Annotated in this window: 14 protein-coding genes and 1 riboswitch; of the genes, 5 read left to right on the plus strand and 9 right to left on the minus strand. The window is 72.5% G+C overall.

All coding sequences use genetic code 11. The features are described 5' to 3' along the window. Nucleotides 1–107 precede the first annotated feature (107 nt). Both gcvH and gcvT read right to left on the minus strand, forming a co-directional pair. Nucleotides 108–488 carry a glycine cleavage system protein GcvH gene (gcvH, locus tag DVR05_RS02635; protein WP_116244193.1) on the minus strand — a complete coding sequence of 127 codons (381 nt, stop codon included), beginning with the start codon at nucleotides 486–488 and terminating at the stop codon, nucleotides 108–110. Nucleotides 489–643: 155 nt separating this feature from the next. Then, entirely contained in the window at nucleotides 644–1,759 is a 1,116-nt protein-coding gene (gcvT, locus tag DVR05_RS02640) for a glycine cleavage system aminomethyltransferase GcvT (RefSeq protein WP_116244194.1), read from the minus strand. 143 nt (nucleotides 1,760–1,902) lie between these two features. Next, nucleotides 1,903–2,004, minus strand: a riboswitch (glycine riboswitch). A 149-nt stretch (nucleotides 2,005–2,153) separates the two neighbouring features. Between gcvT and blaOXA the strand changes: the two genes are divergently transcribed. Continuing rightward, nucleotides 2,154–3,083 carry a class D beta-lactamase gene (blaOXA, locus tag DVR05_RS02645; protein WP_116244195.1) on the plus strand — a complete coding sequence of 310 codons (930 nt, stop codon included), beginning with the start codon at nucleotides 2,154–2,156 and terminating at the stop codon, nucleotides 3,081–3,083. A 35-nt stretch (nucleotides 3,084–3,118) separates the two neighbouring features. Here the strand turns inward: blaOXA and DVR05_RS02650 are convergent, their stop codons facing one another. Both DVR05_RS02650 and DVR05_RS02655 read right to left on the minus strand, forming a co-directional pair. Beyond that, nucleotides 3,119–4,180, minus strand: coding sequence for a 3-deoxy-7-phosphoheptulonate synthase (locus tag DVR05_RS02650; RefSeq protein WP_116244196.1), 1,062 nt, complete (start codon nucleotides 4,178–4,180; stop codon nucleotides 3,119–3,121). A gap of 200 nt (nucleotides 4,181–4,380) precedes the next feature. Beyond that, nucleotides 4,381–6,099: an AMP-binding protein gene (locus tag DVR05_RS02655; protein ID WP_116244197.1), complete on the minus strand. Its 1,719-nt coding sequence runs from the start codon at nucleotides 6,097–6,099 to the stop codon at nucleotides 4,381–4,383. A gap of 152 nt (nucleotides 6,100–6,251) precedes the next feature. Between DVR05_RS02655 and DVR05_RS02660 the strand changes: the two genes are divergently transcribed. Next, complete coding sequence (locus DVR05_RS02660; protein WP_116244198.1) at nucleotides 6,252–7,142, plus strand: DUF4429 domain-containing protein; 891 nt, start codon at nucleotides 6,252–6,254, stop codon at nucleotides 7,140–7,142. 128 nt (nucleotides 7,143–7,270) lie between these two features. Then, a complete protein-coding gene (gene pip / locus DVR05_RS02665; protein ID WP_116244199.1) occupies nucleotides 7,271–8,227 on the plus strand; it encodes a prolyl aminopeptidase in 957 nt (318 codons plus the stop codon). A 49-nt stretch (nucleotides 8,228–8,276) separates the two neighbouring features. Here the strand turns inward: pip and DVR05_RS02670 are convergent, their stop codons facing one another. Further along, nucleotides 8,277–10,334, minus strand: a complete 2,058-nt coding sequence (locus tag DVR05_RS02670) for a DUF4153 domain-containing protein (protein ID WP_232831946.1) — start codon at nucleotides 10,332–10,334, stop codon at nucleotides 8,277–8,279. Nucleotides 10,335–10,525: 191 nt separating this feature from the next. Here DVR05_RS02670 and DVR05_RS02680 point away from each other — a divergent pair, with 191 nt between their 5' ends. Beyond that, nucleotides 10,526–10,717: a ferredoxin gene (locus DVR05_RS02680; protein ID WP_116244200.1), complete on the plus strand. Its 192-nt coding sequence runs from the start codon at nucleotides 10,526–10,528 to the stop codon at nucleotides 10,715–10,717. On the opposite strand, the gene DVR05_RS02685 is transcribed toward DVR05_RS02680, so the two are convergent. Next, entirely contained in the window at nucleotides 10,701–11,966 is a 1,266-nt protein-coding gene (locus DVR05_RS02685) for an NAD(P)/FAD-dependent oxidoreductase (RefSeq protein ID WP_116244201.1), read from the minus strand. The genes DVR05_RS02680 and DVR05_RS02685 overlap by 17 nt on opposite strands. Before the next feature lie 49 nt (nucleotides 11,967–12,015). Then, nucleotides 12,016–12,921 carry an asparaginase gene (locus DVR05_RS02690; protein ID WP_232831955.1) on the minus strand — a complete coding sequence of 302 codons (906 nt, stop codon included), beginning with the start codon at nucleotides 12,919–12,921 and terminating at the stop codon, nucleotides 12,016–12,018. Nucleotides 12,922–13,320: 399 nt separating this feature from the next. Between DVR05_RS02690 and DVR05_RS02695 the strand changes: the two genes are divergently transcribed. Next, the gene (locus DVR05_RS02695) at nucleotides 13,321–14,232 is read left to right on the plus strand and encodes a PolC-type DNA polymerase III (RefSeq protein WP_116244203.1); all 912 of its coding nucleotides are present in this window, start codon (nucleotides 13,321–13,323) and stop codon (nucleotides 14,230–14,232) included. Here DVR05_RS02695 and DVR05_RS02700 read toward each other — a convergent pair. Both DVR05_RS02700 and DVR05_RS02705 read right to left on the minus strand, forming a co-directional pair. After that, the gene (locus DVR05_RS02700) at nucleotides 14,213–14,404 is read right to left on the minus strand and encodes a hypothetical protein (RefSeq protein ID WP_116244204.1); all 192 of its coding nucleotides are present in this window, start codon (nucleotides 14,402–14,404) and stop codon (nucleotides 14,213–14,215) included. The two genes, DVR05_RS02695 and DVR05_RS02700, sit on opposite strands and share 20 nt — an antisense overlap. A gap of 152 nt (nucleotides 14,405–14,556) precedes the next feature. Beyond that, nucleotides 14,557–15,216 (minus strand): TetR/AcrR family transcriptional regulator, encoded by a 660-nt coding sequence (locus tag DVR05_RS02705; protein ID WP_116244205.1) that lies wholly within the window; start codon nucleotides 15,214–15,216, stop codon nucleotides 14,557–14,559. Nucleotides 15,217–15,266 lie beyond the last annotated feature (50 nt).

The raw sequence follows: 15,266 nt of genomic DNA on the forward strand, positions 1-15,266 counted from the left end.
GGGTGTCACGCTGGCGCTCCAGCTCGGCGTCGACCGCCGCCGACACCTCCGGGTCCAGCTCGCTGAGGCTCTGGTTGAGCACGGTGTTGTCGGTCGCCATCGGTGGCCTACTCCTCATCCTTGGTCAGAGCCTGGTACTCCTCAGCGGAGAGCAGGTCGGAGGGTTCCTCGGAGACCCGTGCCCGGAACAGCCACCCGTCGCCGTAGGGGGCGGAGTTGACCGTCTCCGGTGCGCCCTCGAGGGCCTCGTTGACCTCGACGACCTCACCGTCAACCGGTGAGTAGATGTCGCTGACGGACTTGGTGGACTCCACCTCGCCGCACGTCTCCCCGGCGGTCACCTCGGTGCCCGCGTCGGGGAGTTCGACGTAGACGATGTCGCCCAGCGACTCGGCGGCGAACTCCGTGATCCCGACGGTGGCGACACCGTCCTCGATCCGGACCCACTCGTGTTTGGCGGTGTAACCCAGCTCCGTGGGAACGCTCACTTCGACTCTCCTTGGAGATATACCTTCATCCTGCCGTGCGCGCGTACGGCGCCCCGGCCCGGCCTACGCCTGGTCACACCCCGTACGTGCCGGTCCCCGGGTCGGGGATCCCGCCGTGGGGGTGGGTGGGCCCCAGGGGTGCGGGGCCCGGGTTGTCACGACTGCCGCTTGTAGAACGGCAGTTCGACCACGTCGACGTCCTCACCGCGTCCGCGCACGTCCACGGTGAACGTGCCGGCCGTGGTGTCGAGGTCGCCGTCCACGTAGGCCATGGCGATGGGGCGGCCCAGGGTGGGCGAGGGCGCGCCACTGGTGATGGTGCCGACGACGGCGCCGTCGCGCAGCACGTCCTGCCCCCTGCGCAGCGGCCGGCGGCCGCGGGAGACGAGGCCGATGAGGCGGCGTTCGCGGGCGGTGCGCGCGGCCTCCTCCAGGGCGGCGCGGCCGACGAAGTCACCCGGCTTGTCGAACTTGACGACGCGGCCGAGTCCGGCGTCGAAGGGGGTGAGGTCGGCGGTGAGCTCCTGCCCGTACAGCGGCATCCCGGCTTCCATCCGCAGGGTGTCGCGCGCGGAGAGTCCGGCGGGGACCAGGCCGTGCTCGGCGCCCGCCGTCATGAGGGCCTTCCACACCTGCGGGGCGCGGTCGGAGGGTCGGACGAAGATCTCGAACCCGTCCTCGCCGGTGTAACCGGTGCGGGCGAGCAGCACGGGCACCCCGGCCACGGTGTGCTCGTAGCCCGCGTAGTAGCGGATCCCGTCGAGGTCGGCGTCGGTGAGCGGGGCCAGGATGTCCACCGCGCGCGGGCCCTGGACGGCGATCAGCGCGTACTCGGCGGACTCGTCGGTGACCTCGACGTCGAAGCCCTTGGCCCGTTCGGTGAGGGCGTCGGCGACCACGGTCACGTTGGCCGCGTTGGCCACGACGAGGTACTCCTCCTCGCCGAGGCGGTAGACGATGAGGTCGTCCAGGACTCCGCCGTCGGCGGCGGTGATCATGGTGTAGCGGGCACGACCGACCTTCACCTTGGACAGGTGACCGACCAGGGCGTGGTCGAGGGCCTCGGCGGCCTGCGGCCCGGTCAGGCGGATCTCGCCCATGTGGGAGAGGTCGAAGAGCCCGGCGGCCTCGCGGACCGCCTTGTGCTCGGCGGTCTCACTGCTGTAGCGCAGGGGCATGAGCCAGCCGGCGAAGTCGACCAGGGTCGCGCCGGACTGTTCGTGGATCTCACGCAGCGCTGTCGCGCGTGGCGCGGACGCGGGCTCTGACATGGGCACTCCCGAGAGGATGGGCGTCTGTCGTGTGTGGCGTTGCCATCCTCCCCCTCTGTCATCTGTGCCTGAGAGCTTCACCGCGCCCTCGGCGTGGCTTGCACCTTCGGCGAGGGACGCGTGTCCCTGCTTTCCAGAGTGGTCTCGCCCGTACGGTCCACTGTGCCTGAGAGGTTGTCATCGGGGAGGGATTGCTCCTTCGGCGGCCCACATTGGCTACGCGGGCGCTCTCCCGTACGGGGTCAGCAACACGATCAGCCTAGCAGTGGCCGCTCCCGGCGCCCAAGGGTGGCCGAGGTCCCACGGCGGCACGCGGGCGAAACCGCCCTACGGCGGGGGCGCAGCCGTTAGCTTGGGTGCGGTGGAACGGGAACCGACGCGTGAGGAGGCGCGCATGGGGGCCGACATCAGGTGGGGGAGACGGACCGCGGTTCCGAGGCGCCGGGCGGTGCTGGCGGTCGCGGCGGGCGCGGTGACCGTTCTGCTGGGGGCCGCGTGCGCCACCCCGGTCCCGGAGACCGCCGGCCACGTCAGCGGCGACGCGCGGCCGGTCGACCGGGCGGGTGGCGACGTCCCGTCGGTGGAGCGTGCGGACCTGGAACGGGTCTTCGAGGAGGCGGGGGTGGCGGGCACCTTCGTCCTCTACGACACGCAGGAGCGGTCGGCGACCGTCGTCGACCCGCGGGAGGCCCACCGCCGCAGTGTGCCCGCGTCCACCTTCAAGCTGGTCAACTCGGTGATCGCGTTGCAGACGGGCGCGGTCGCCGACGTCGACGAGGTCGTCCCCCACGGCGGTGAGCCGCAGCCGGTCCCCGAGTGGGAGCGGGACATGAGCATGCGCGAGGCCCTGCCCGCGTCCAACGTCCCCGTCTACCAGGAGATCGCGCGCCGGGTCGGCCACGACCGGATGGCGACCTGGGTGGACCGGTTCGACTACGGCAACCGCGATATCGGCGGGGCGGAGGCGGTGGACCGGTTCTGGCTGGAGGGGCCGCTGGAGGTCACCCCCATGGAGCAGACCGTGTTCCTGGCGAGCCTGGCTCGGGCGGAGCTGCCGGTGGAGGAGCGGCACCAGCGCGCGGTGCGCGAGATCGCGATGGTCGACGAGATCGGTGACCACTCCCTGTTCGCCAAGACCGGATGGGGCGGGACCGTGGACCCGTCACCGGGCTGGTGGGTCGGCTGGGTCGAGCACGGGGACGATGTGCGCACCTTCGCCCTGCGGATGGACATCGAGGACGAATCCCAGCTGGAGCTGCGTGAGCGGCTCGGCCGGGAGCTTCTGGTCGAACTCGGCGCGCTGCCGCCGGAGGCCGCCGCCTGACGTGTCCGACGGCGGCCCCGTGCCGGAGAGCGGACTCACACGGCGGTCTTGCGGCGCTGGCGCACGGCCTCGGCCAGCTCGGACAGCACGTGCTCGGTGGTCTCCCAGCCCATGCACTTGTCGGTGATCGACTGACCGTAGGTCAGCGCGGCCGGGTCACCCAGCTTCTGGGCGCCCTCCACGATGAAGCTCTCCAACATGACGCCGATGATGCCGGTCTGCCCCCCGGCGACCTGCTCGGCGATGGCGGAGGCGACACCGGGCTGGCGGGTGTGGTCCTTGCCGCTGTTGGCGTGGCTGGCGTCGATCATCAGTCGGCGCGGCAGGCCCGCCCGGCCGATGACGTCGAGCGCGGCCTCGACCGGCTCGGCGGCGAAGTTGGGGCCGCTCCGCCCGCCGCGCAGGATGACGTGGCAGTCGGGGTTGCCGTTGGTGACCACGACCGAGCCGGCGCCGGTCGGGTCGACGCCGAAGAACGTGTGTGAGGCGGCGGCCGCGCCGACGGCGTCCACCGCGACCTGGACGTCGCCGTCGGTGCCGTTCTTGAAGCCGACCGGGGTGCTCAGTCCGCTGCTCAGCTGGCGGTGCACCTGGCTCTCGGTCGTGCGGGCGCCGATCGCGCCCCAGGTCACGGCGTCGGCGATGTACTGCGGTGTGATCGGGTCGAGGAACTCGGTGCCCGCGGGCAGCCCCAGCGAGTTGATGTCCAGCAGGAGCTGACGGGCGGTGCGCAGGCCGTGGTGGACGTCGTAGGTGTCGTTCAGGTGGGGGTCGTTGATCAGGCCCTTCCACCCCACGGTGGTGCGCGGCTTCTCGAAGTACACCCGCATGACCACGCACAGGTCGTCGCGCAGCGAGGGCACGAGTCCGACCAGGCGCCGGGCGTAGTCCATCGCCGACTCGGGGTCGTGGACCGAGCAGGGTCCCACGACCACCAGCAGACGGTCGTCCTCCCCGTCGAGCACGCGCTTGACCTCGGCGCGCGCCTCCTCGACCAGGGAGTTGCGCTCGTGGCCCAGCGGCAGTTCCCTGAGCAGGTCCCCGGGGGCGATGAGTGGCTGGTAACTCGCCACCCGTGTGTCGTTGGTGCTCGGCATCGTGTTCCCCTCGGTCCCTCGGTCGGTGCTGGCTTCGCCGCGACTGACAGTAGCGCGGCCCGGGCCCGGTCGGACGCGCTCGCACGGGGTTCCGGCGTCGATCACGGGATGGGAAACACCACACGGGTGAGACACGAAAAGGTGGTGTCTCATGATGTGGGACGGTAATTCCTGGTCCATTCCGTTCCGGGGGTCGGAGATCAGTCCTTCAGCCCCGGAAGGTCCTCTTCCCAGAACTCGCGCGGGTTGCGCTGGCCGTCGGTGACCGTGCCGCGCTCGGCTTCGGCCTGCCGCAGTTGTACACGTCGGATCTTACCCGAGACGGTCTTCGGCAGATCGGTGAACTCCAGGCGACGCACCCTCTTGTAGGGGGAGAGGCGCTCGCGGGCGTAGGTCAGGATGGCGCGGGCGGTGTCCGCGTCCGGTGGTACGCCCTCGGCCAGGGTGACGTAGGCCTTGGCCACCGACAGACGCAGCGGGTCGGGGGAGGGGACGACCGCCGCCTCGGCGACGAATTCGTGTTCGACGAGCACGCTTTCGAGTTCAAATGGTGAGATGCGGTAATCCGACGCCTTGAACACATCGTCGATCCGGCCGATATAGGTAATGTAGCCGCGGGTGTCCCGGGTGGCGAGGTCACCGGTGTGGTAGAGGCCGAGCCGGGTCACGTCGCGGGTCAGGTCGGTGCCGTCGGCGTACCCCGTCATCACCCCCACCGGATCCCCGGACAGGTCGACGCAGATCTCTCCGGTCTCGGCCCTCTCGTCGGTGGTGGGGTCGGCGAGCACGATGTCGTATCCGGGCAGCGGGCGGCCCATCGACCCCGGTACGACGGACTGCCCCGGAGCGTTGCCGACGAGCATGGTCGTCTCCGTCTGCCCGAACCCGTCGCGGACGGTGATCCCCCAGGCGTCACGCACCCTGTCGACCACCTCCGGGTTGAGCGGCTCGCCCGCGGCGACCGCCTCGCGCAGCCGTACGCGCCAGGAGGCCAGGTCGGTCTGGATGAGCATGCGCCACACCGTGGGCGGCGCGCACATGGTGGTCACGCCGCAGCGGACGACCTGGTCCAGCAGCCGCTCGGCGTCGAACCGGTCCTGGTTCACCACCAGGACGGTCGCCTCGGCGTTCCACGGGGCGAACACGCTGCTGTAGGCGTGCTTGCCCCAGCCGGGCGAGGAGATGTTCAGGTGGATGTCGGCGGGCTGGACGCCGAGCCAGTACATCGTCGACAGGTGACCGACCGGGTAGGAGCGCTGCGAGTGGGAGACCAGTTTGGGCCGGGAGGTCGTGCCGGAGGTGAAGTACAGCAGCAGGGGGTCGTCGGCTCCGGTGGGGTGCGGCGGCGTGAAGTCCAGGGCGGCGTGCTCGGAGTCGGGGTAGCTCAGCCAGCCGTCCATGTACCCGACGCAGATACGCGTCCAGTGGCCGCGCAGGTGCGCGAACTTCTCGGTGTCGGTGGGGGAGCACACCACGTGCGCGACGTCGCCCCGGTCCAGCCGGTCCACGAGGTCGCTCTCGGTGAGCATGGGGGCGGTCGGGCAGACGACGGCGCCGAGTTTGATCGCCGCGAGCGTGGTCTCCCACAGCTCGACCTGGTTGCCGAGCATGAGCATGATCCGGTCACCCGGGTGCACCCCCTGGCCGATCAGCCAGTTGGCCACCTGGTTGGAGCGTTCGGACAGGTGCCGGTAGGTGTACCTGGCCTCGCTCCCGTCCTCCTCGACGATCCACAGCGCGGTGCGGTCGGGGACGGCCTCGGCCAGCGCGTCGAAGTAGTCCAGGGCCCAGTTGAACCGCTCGGACCGGGGCCAGCTGAACTCCCGGTGCGCTCTGGGCTGGTCCTCGCGGTACCGGAGCAGCAGGTCACGGGCGGCCCGGAACTCCGCCGCCCCCGCGGCGGCCCTCTCTTTCGACATCGTCGGCGACCTCCGGTTCGGGAACCACGGACCGGGGCGGGCCCGTCCGCGTGCTCGGCCCGCGTGGGGCGCTGGGAACGCTGTGCCCAGCAGGTCCTACCCGGTAAGCCCGCGGGCGACGCCTGCGGGCAGCGCGCCGTACCATGGGCCGCATGGAGGAACTGCGCGGACACTACGGAACCTGGCGATTCGACGGGGAGACGGTTCGGCTCAGGTTCGACTCGGGGCGCAGGGTCCCCACCCTGCTCAAGCACCTGGGTGAGTGCGCGGTTCCGCTGGCCGCGGTGCGCGAGGTCGAGTTCGACCGGGGCGACCGCAGACGCGGGTGGCGGTTGCGGCTGTGGCTGGTCGACGGCGCCGACCCGTACGCGAACCTGGGCGTGTCCGGCCGGGACGGGACGACCCCGCTGCTGCTCACCGGTCCGCACGACAAGGAGCTGGTCGCCGAGTACGTCGCCGACCAGATCACCTCCGCGGCCGGTCTGGCCCGTGGGACCGCGGACGGTTCCCCCGACCCGCGCGAGGTGGCCCGGGGACTGGTCGCCCGCCTGCCGTTCCAGGCCCGCACGGCCGAGGGCACGGCCACCTTCGACGGCGCCCGCGTCCGGCTCCAGTGGGACGGACTGATGGCCGGTTCGGCCAAGGAGAAGGAGAAGGCGCGGGAGTTCCGGCTCACCGAGATCGCCGAGGCCCGGTGGCTCCCGCCGGTCGACCTGACCGAGGGGCTGCTGCGGATCGACCTGCGCGGCGCGACCGCCCCGGAGGCCACCGACATCGAGCACGACTTGTGCACCCTCGTCTCCCACGGCACCAAGGGCAGTGACGAGACCCTGCTCATGGCGGCGACCATCAACGCCCACCTCGCCCCCTCCCCGGCCCCGGAGGCGGCGGCCCTGCCCGGGGCCGGTCCGGCCCCCTCGGCCGAGCAGGACGTGGAGACGATCCTCGCCACCATCCGCGAACTGGGACGACTCCACGCCGAGGGGCTGCTCACCGACGAGGAGTTCAGCGCCAAGAAGGCCGAACTCCTCGGACGCCTGTGACGGTGCTTCCACAGCCTCCACCACCCGCGACGGAGGGCTCCTTCCGCGGAACCCGGTACGCCCCTCGCCTCTTCGTTCCCGCCGCCGGACGACCGTCCGGCGGCCCGCGACTGGAAAGGTCACCAGCCTTGCGCACCCTGTACCCGCCCATCGAGCCGTACGACTCCGGGATGCTCGACGTCGGCGACGGCAACCGCGTCTACTGGGAGCTGTGCGGCAACCCCGCGGGCAAACCCGCGGTGTTCCTGCACGGCGGCCCCGGCGGCGGCTGCAACCCCGCCCACCGGCGGCTGTTCGATCCGGAGCGGTACCGCGTCCTGCTGTTCGACCAGCGCAACTGCGGCCGGTCCACCCCGCACGCCAGCCGGATGGACTCCGACCTGTCCGCGAACACCACGTGGACGCTGGTCGAGGACATGGAGCGGCTGCGCGAGATGGCCGGCGTGTCGGAGTGGCAGGTGTTCGGCGGGTCCTGGGGCAGCTGCCTGGCGCTGGCCTACGCGCAGACCCACCCCGAACGGGTCAGCGAGCTCGTCCTGCGGGGGATCTTCACCCTGCGCGACGAGGAGCTGCGCTGGTTCTACCAGCAGGGCGCGTCCATGCTGTTCCCGGACCTGTGGGAGTCCTACCTCGCGCCGATCCCCGAGGAGGAGCGCGACGACCTCATCGCGGCCTACGCGCGGCGCCTCAACGACCCCGACCGCGACGTGCGCCTGACGGCCGCCCGCGCCTGGAGTGTGTGGGAGGGCTCCACGGTCACCCTGCTGCCCAACGAGGAGCTCCGGAGCCAGCACGCCGACGAGGACTACGCGCTGGCGTTCGCGCGGATCGAGAACCACTTCTTCTCCAACCGCGGTTTCCTGACCCCGAACCAGCTCATCGACGGGGCGGAGAAGATCCGGCACATCCCCGGGGTGATCGTGCAGGGGCGCTATGACGTCTGCACACCGGTCCACACCGCCTACGACCTGCACAGGGCCTGGCCGGAGGCGGAGTTCCACATCGTCGACGACGCCGGGCACGCCTACAACGAGCCCGGCATCCTCGACCGGCTCATCGAGGCCACGGACCGCTTCGCCGGGTAGCGGACCGGCCGGAGACCGGGGGTTCACCTCCCGGCCCCGGCCGCGGCCGTCAGTACCGGGCGTCGGCGGTGCAGTCCGCCTCCAGGAGGTCGACGGAGTTGAACATGCCCAGCTCCGCCAACTGCTGGCGCCCCTGACGGCGGGACAGGTTCCATGAGGCGAAGCCCCTGCCCTCGGGGGCCTCCAGCCGGTCCCGGAGCCCCAGCAGGGCGCAGTCCCGGTCGTCGCCCGCCAACTCCATGAGCCCGGGGACCGCGTCGGCGGACAGGTCCCCCAGGTACTCGGTGTCCACGGTGGCCAGGTCGAGGTCCTGGTGGCTCTCGGCGATGCGCAGGTCCGGGTTCCCGTAGGCGAACACGGTCAGCGCGACCGCGGAGAGGGCGACGGTGGCGCGCGGGAGCCAGGCGGTGGAGCGGCCGAGCGTGTTGGCCAGACCCGCCACCATGACCAGGACGAACACGGCGCCGCTCCACAGGATCCATGCCTCGGCGCTGGCCCGCATGCGCGTCAGTCCGAAGGTGTCGATGTAGAGCTGGAGCCGCATCATCGCCGAGACGAGGATGACGAGAGTGAGCAGGCACAGCAGACCGAGCAGGGCGTTGCGCACGGTGCGGGCGGTCGCCTCGCGGGCCGGGACCACCGCCGTGACCAGGGCGATGACGCCCAGGACCAGGAAGCTGACCACGACGAGCTGGAAGAACCCCTGCCGTGCGTACTCGGCGTAGACGAGTCCGGTGACCGACTGGACGTAGTCGTCGCCGCCGAACATCACCGCTCCCTGGACCACGACGAACGCCGTGAACAGCGCGATGAGGGAGCCGAGCGGGATGCTCCACACCCAGGTCGGCCAAGTGGGGCCGGAGGAGGCGGTGGTCGCCTCCGGAGGCGCGACCGGTACGTAACGCGGCGTGGGGCGCCGCCGGGCGGCCAGGACGGCCGACCCCGTGAACAGGACGGCCAGGGCGGCGCCGAACAGGTCGGAGACGACCGTTCCGAGGTTCACGTTCTCGAACGGGCGGGCCAGGTAGCTGGCGAACACGGGGTCGGCGAAGGAGAAGAGCACGCCGAAGACGGTCAGCAGCACGGCGGTGACGGCCGTGGTGAGCACGGCGGGACCCACGAGCCCCCGGCCGCGGCCGGAGCGCAGGGGGCCGAGCAGGAAGCGCGGGCTCGCCGGGAGGTGCCGGAGCAGTGCCAGGCTCCCGGCGACCACGCCGACGGGGCCGCGCCGTGCGGCCGGGCTGTGGAGGGCGAAGGCCAGCGAGGCCAGGAGGAAGGCGCCGGTCAGGGTCCAGGCGAGGACCCAGCCCGCGTCGCGGAGGGCGGCGGTGGCCAGCAGGACGGCGGCGAGCACGCCGAAGACCGCCGACCAGGCGCGGCCGTGGCGTTCGGGTTCCGGATCGGGGACCGGCACCAGCACGGGTTGGGGGGCCGGGGCGGCCGCCCGGTGGGGAGGTCGCCCCGGGTGCGGCGGCCAGGGGGTGTGTTCCCGCCCGGAGCCGTGCGTCTGGGGGTGGTGCGGCGGGTTCGTTCGGCCGTCCTCGTCGGCCGTGTCGGGCGCACCGGCCGTCCGGGGACCCTCGGTCTCCTCGGTCCCCGTGCCCGTGTGCTCCGGGGATCCGATGGGCGCCCGCGCTTCGGGGTCGTCGTGGCGGGCGGGCTCCGGCCCCCTCCGTGGCCCGTCGGTCCGGCCCCCCTCGGGGGCGGCGGTCGCGTCCGGCTCCGCGGCCTGTCGGGAGCTGTCCTGTTCACGCTCCTCCCGGGGCTCGGCGGCCCCGTTCGGGTCCCCGGACGCCTCCGTCTCCTCCGGTCCGCTCTCCGTGACGGCGGGCCGCGCCGTGAGGGCGGCCAGCGCCGTCAGCCCCGCCACCACACCGGTGATGACCAGCCCGATCCCCGGGCGGTTCAGCGTGGCCAACAGCGCGGCGACGACACCGACCGCCAGTACCGCGAAGGGCAGCCAGCCCGGTGCCCGGGGCAGCGGGGGCCTCGGTCTGAGGTAGGGCGGATGGACGCTCGGACCGTAGGGCGGGTACTCCGACGGCGGTGTCCCCGGGGGGTGGGGTCCCGGCCGTTGTTCTTCTGCCGTGTCCTTGTGCGCGGTCACCGTGCTCCTCTCCTCGGAACGGGGCTCGGCGGCCTCGTTGGGATCGTCGGAGGTAGGACCACGGAGGCGGCGGGAAGGTTCACACGACACACCGCAGGAGCCCTCCGCGAGGGGCCGCGGGACCCGTGGGCCGGGGCACGGAGCGGCACTAGAGTCGAGGCACCCGCAATCCGCGTGAGGAAGGGACAGCCATGCGAGTCGAGGTCGACTTCGACCAGTGCGAGAGCAACGCCCTGTGCGTGGGGGCGGCCCCCGAGGTCTTCGAGGTACGCGACGACGACTACCTCTACCTGCTGGCCGAGGAGCCGTCCGCCGACCTGCACGAGAAGGTGCGTGAGGCCGCGCGCCTGTGCCCCAAGCAGGCCATCACCGTGAAGGAGTAGCCCCCGCGGCGGTCAGCGCCTCGTCCCACGTCGTGGGCTTCTCCAGCAGGCCCCGGTAGCGCATGGTGCGGGGCGTTGACCGCAGCCCCAGCACCCCGGTGAGCATCCCGCCCCGGCCCAGGAAGGCGACGAACTTCCGGTCCTCCGGGGAGCCGTGCACGAAGGCGACCTCATCGGCGGGCGCTCCCTGGCCCAGGAGCTGGATCTTCATCTTGTATTGGTCCGACCAGAAGTAGGGGACCGGGGTGAAGGGGGTTCGGCCGCCACCCGCGAGGAGGTTGCGCGCCGCCGCCGCGCCCTGCTGGCTGGCGTTCGTCCAGTGCTCCAGCCGGATCCGGCCTCCGTAGCGCGGGTGCGGCCAGTTCGCCAGGTCGCCGACGGCGTACACGCCGGGCACCGACGCGGCGGAGAACTCGTCGCAGACCACCGCGCCGTCGGGGAGCAGCTCCACGCCCGAACCGCGCAGCCACTCGGTGTTCAGCCGGACGCCCAGCCCGGCCACCACGAGGGACGCCTCGATCGACGACCCGTCCGCCAACCGGACGCGTTCGACGCGGTCGGCGCCCTCGAACCCGGTCACGCCGACCCCGAGCCGCACGTCGACCCCGTTCTCCCGGTGCAGTTCGGTCAGGACCCGACCGATCCTCGGGTCGATCACCCGGGTCAGCGGCGTCGGCGCCGCCTCCACCAGGGTCACCTCCATGCCCACGGCGCGGGCGCTGGCCGCCACCTCCGCGCCGACGAACCCCGCCCCGACGACCACGAGGCGGCCACCCGAGTCGAAGGCCGCGCGTACGGCCTCGGCGTCGTCGAGGGTGCGCAGGACGTGCACACCGTCCAGGGCCGTGTCGGGGCGCCGGGCCCGCGCACCGCTGGCGATGACGAGGCCGTCGTAGCGCACGGTCCCGGCGCCCTCCGGCCCGGCCACCTCGACCTCGCGCGTTCGGGTGTCGAGCCCGACCGCGCGGGTGCCCAGGCGAAGGTCCAGGCCCAGGGCGTCCACGTCGGCGTCGTCGCGCAACCGGAGGGCCCGGTGGCCCACGAGCCAGCCGGGTCCGCCGTTGGACGGGTCCATCCCGACCCCGGTCAGGACCTCCTTGGACAGCGGGGGCCGCGAGTAGGGGCGGTACGGTTCCTCGCCGACCAGCGTGAGCCGTCCGTCGAAGCCCTGCTCCCGCAGTGCCTCCGCGGCGTGCAGCCCCGCCATACCGGCGCCGACGATGACGATGTCCTTGAGGGTGTCCGGCACTGTGGTGCCCTTCCGAGGTCGAGTCCCACCGGGGGGTCGGATGTCCGGTCTACAGCGCGCGGACCTCCCCGACGGGCGCGCCGCCGCCGTGGATCTCGACGCGCAGCCGATCCTGGACGGGGGAGACGTCCACGCCGACGGTGCGCAGCGCGTCGAGTGCGACCAGGGTACGCGCCCGCTCCTCGGCGTCGCCGTCGCTGATCTTGACCGCGACGGTCTCTCCGGTGGGCGCGCCGATGAGGTGCACCCCGTCCGCGCCGATCTTTGCCACCATCCCCGGGACCCGGGTCATCAGCTCGGTGTCGATCCGGTCGGCGCCCGACACGTACTCCGGGTGGGCGCTCATGGCGTCGGTGACGGCGCGTTCGAGGCTGCCCTCGGGGGCGGTGCGCATGCGCCACAGGCCACGGGCGAGCCCGACCAGGGAGACGGCGAGCTGGGGCGCTCCGCAGCCGTCGACGGCGGTGTGCGCCACACGCTCCTCGGTCAGCTCCTCGATCGTCTCGCGGACGAGGACCTGGAGGGGGTGCTCCGGGTCGAGGTAGTCGTCGGTGCTCCAGCCCTGTCGGACGCAGGCGGAGAGCATGCCCGCGTGCTTGCCGGAGCAGTTCATCAGGAGGCGTTCGGGTTCGCGGCCCGCCCGCAGGAACGCGTGGCGGGCGGCCCGTCCGCCGGGGATGTCCGCGGGGCACCGCAGCGCGTCGGGGGTGAGCCCGGCCTTGGCGAGGATGCGCTCGGCCTCGGCGGCGTGCAGGTCCTCCCCGCCGTGGCTGCCCGCGGCGATGGCCAGGGAGGGGCCCTCCAGCGGGGCGCCCGCGCGCAGCATGGCCAGGGCCTGGAAGGGCTTGGCGGCGGAGCGGGGGAACATCGGCTGGTGGACGGGGCCGCGCGCGAGCGCGATCCGTCCGGCGGCGGACAGCGCGACCACCGCGCCGTAGTGCACGCTCTCGCGCATGCCGGAACGGATGACCTCGGCGAGGGGCACGTACTCCGGGTGCGGGCTCAGCGTCGGCCGTGGGCTCTGCGCCGAAGGCGTCGGTCGGGGGCCGTGGAGGTCGACGGGCGGTCGGGGCATACGGGCTCTCCTCGCCGTTGAGGTTCGGGTACGCGGGGAGTGTCCATCGGTGGACACGACTAAGAACGTTACATAACGCACCTTTCTTCCGGTTGTGGGGTGGGATCGACCACCCTCATCGGCCCCCTGTCCCCGCTCACCCGGGCGCCCCGGCCGTGTCGGGACCGGGCGGCTCCGCGGACGACCGTGGTACCGGTGCGCACGGGGAGTAAGGTCGGTTCGAGCACGGGCCGGCCCGAACGCCGGTGGGTCGGCGGTGACGAGGAAGTGGAGCACGCGATGGGAACGCTGCGGATGGGCGCGCTGACCCGGAGGCGGGTCGGCCTGCGGGCGGCGGACCTGGAGTACGCGGTGCTCGACACCGAGACGACGGGACTGGACCCGAGCGCGGGCGCCCGCGTCGTCGAGATCGCCGTGGTGCGTATGCGCGGCGACGGAGCGGTGGTCGAGGAGTTCAACACGCTGGTGGACCCGTGCGCGCCGGTGAGCGGGCGTGAGTTCCACGGCATCGGCGACAGCGACACCGTCGGCGCCCCCACCTCGGCCCAACTGGTCCCCAAGCTGACCGGACTCCTCTCCGGCGCGGTCGTGGTCAGCCACAACCTGGACTTCGAACAGCGCTTCCTGGCCTCCGAGCTGGTCCCGGCGGGGCTCCCCGCCGGCCAGTCCGGCCTGTGCACGCTGCGCGCCCTGCGCTCCCAGCTCGACCTGCGCCGGTACTCGCTCGCCCGGGCCTCCCACGCGCTCAGCGGGGACTGGCCGACCGGTCAGCACACCGCCTTGGGGGACGCTCGGGCCTGCGCCAAGCTGCTCGCGGAACTGCTGGCCAACGCCCCCGGTGAACTCCGCTACAGCGGCCCCGAACCGCGGGCCCTCCCGGTCCCCGGGGCGGGGTCCGCCGCCCCGGTGCGGTGGAAACCGCGCACGAACGGGGCGCCCGGCGGGCTCGCGCCGCTGCGCCCCTGGCCGTCGTGCTGGCGGGCGGTGGAGCTGGACGCGAAGCTGTGCGGCGGCGCGTTCGACGTCCGGGCCCGGACGGAGGCGGAGTCGGCCGCCCGTCGTGACAGTCGCCTGCGTGCGCGGCTGGCCACGGTCGCGGCGGTGACGGGCGGGGCGGCCGCCACGGCGGTCGGCGGTCTGCTCGTGCGCATGGCGGGGGAGGCCGGCGGCCTCAGAGGCCGGAGAGGGTGAGGAAGAACGCCACGATCAGCGCGCTGCCTCCGACCGCCGTGCACAGGGCGCGTCCCTGCTCGGTGAGCCGTGCCGAGACCAGCCGGATCCGGGACGCCGCGTAACGGGGCACCTTGTTGAACAGGGCGAGCGACACCAGGACGGCGCCGAACAGGATCAGCACGAGGGACACGTCGGGGAGGGCCTCACGACTCGACGGGGTGGTCGGGCGCCCGGGAGGGGCGGGCAGCCCGATTCTCGCCGAAGACACCGACACGTCGCGACTCGGTCCCTCTGGGCGTGGTTGCCCGATCGGGTTACGGACCCGCCCTTATCGCGCTGTGATCACGAACTCATACCGTGAGTCACGGTGCGTGTGGATTTCGGCAAGATCGTGTCGACGGTTTCGGACGCCACCCCCAGTGCCCGGAGGACGAACCGGGTGACGAGCGCGTGGGTCTCGTCCAGGTCGATCTCACCGCTGACGAGCGGGATCCGTTGGGATCCCACCATGGACAGGGTGAGCCGGGCGGTCGCCTCGGCGGGCAGCGGGTCGAACTCGCCCGCAGCGGCGCCCTCCTCCAGGATTCCGGTGAGCAGGCGCTGCATGGGCGCCACGTGCGCGGCGAGCGCCTGGTAGGCGTCCGGGCCGAGGCTGGCCCCGAGTTCGGCCGCCGGCGGATGCGGATGGGCGACGATGCCTTCGAGCTGGAGGCGGACGAACGCGGAGACCCGGCGCGCCGCCGACACCCCCGAGGGCAGTTCGCGCTCGTACTGCTCGACGAACGCGTTGCTGACCTCCTCGGTGAAGGCCAACAGCAGCGTCGCCTTGTCCGGGAAGTAGTTGTACAGGGCCGTGCGGGTGATGCCTGCGGCGTTGGCCACGTGGGTCATGGAGACGCGGTCGATCCCCTGTGACCGGATCAGCTCGTCGACGGCCGCCATGATGCGCTCCCGCGTGCGGGCACGGTGCGCGGCGATGGTCGGTGCCGTGATCTTGGGCATCCTCCTATGGTGTCACGCGTGGAGGTCACCGCGGTGCGTGCCGCGGGGGC

The sequence above is a fragment of the Nocardiopsis sp. FIRDI 009 genome (assembly GCF_003386285.1).
Classification (GTDB): Bacteria; Actinomycetota; Actinomycetes; order Streptosporangiales; family Streptosporangiaceae; genus Nocardiopsis.

Excerpts from the sequence above, each read along its gene's own strand:
- DVR05_RS02690 (WP_232831955.1), bottom strand. The coding sequence starts at position 12,921 with ATGCGCGAGAGCGTGCACTACGGCGCGGTGGTCGCGCTGTCCGCCGCC.
- DVR05_RS02650 (WP_116244196.1), bottom strand. The coding sequence starts at position 4,180 with ATGCCGAGCACCAACGACACACGGGTGGCGAGTTACCAGCCACTCATC.
- DVR05_RS02705 (WP_116244205.1), bottom strand. The coding sequence starts at position 15,216 with ATGCCCAAGATCACGGCACCGACCATCGCCGCGCACCGTGCCCGCACG.
- DVR05_RS02655 (WP_116244197.1), bottom strand. The coding sequence starts at position 6,099 with ATGTCGAAAGAGAGGGCCGCCGCGGGGGCGGCGGAGTTCCGGGCCGCC.
- DVR05_RS02680 (WP_116244200.1), top strand. The coding sequence starts at position 10,526 with ATGCGAGTCGAGGTCGACTTCGACCAGTGCGAGAGCAACGCCCTGTGC.
- blaOXA (WP_116244195.1), top strand. The coding sequence starts at position 2,154 with ATGGGGGCCGACATCAGGTGGGGGAGACGGACCGCGGTTCCGAGGCGC.
- DVR05_RS02660 (WP_116244198.1), top strand. The coding sequence starts at position 6,252 with ATGGAGGAACTGCGCGGACACTACGGAACCTGGCGATTCGACGGGGAG.
- DVR05_RS02695 (WP_116244203.1), top strand. The coding sequence starts at position 13,321 with ATGGGAACGCTGCGGATGGGCGCGCTGACCCGGAGGCGGGTCGGCCTG.
- gcvT (WP_116244194.1), bottom strand. The coding sequence starts at position 1,759 with ATGTCAGAGCCCGCGTCCGCGCCACGCGCGACAGCGCTGCGTGAGATC.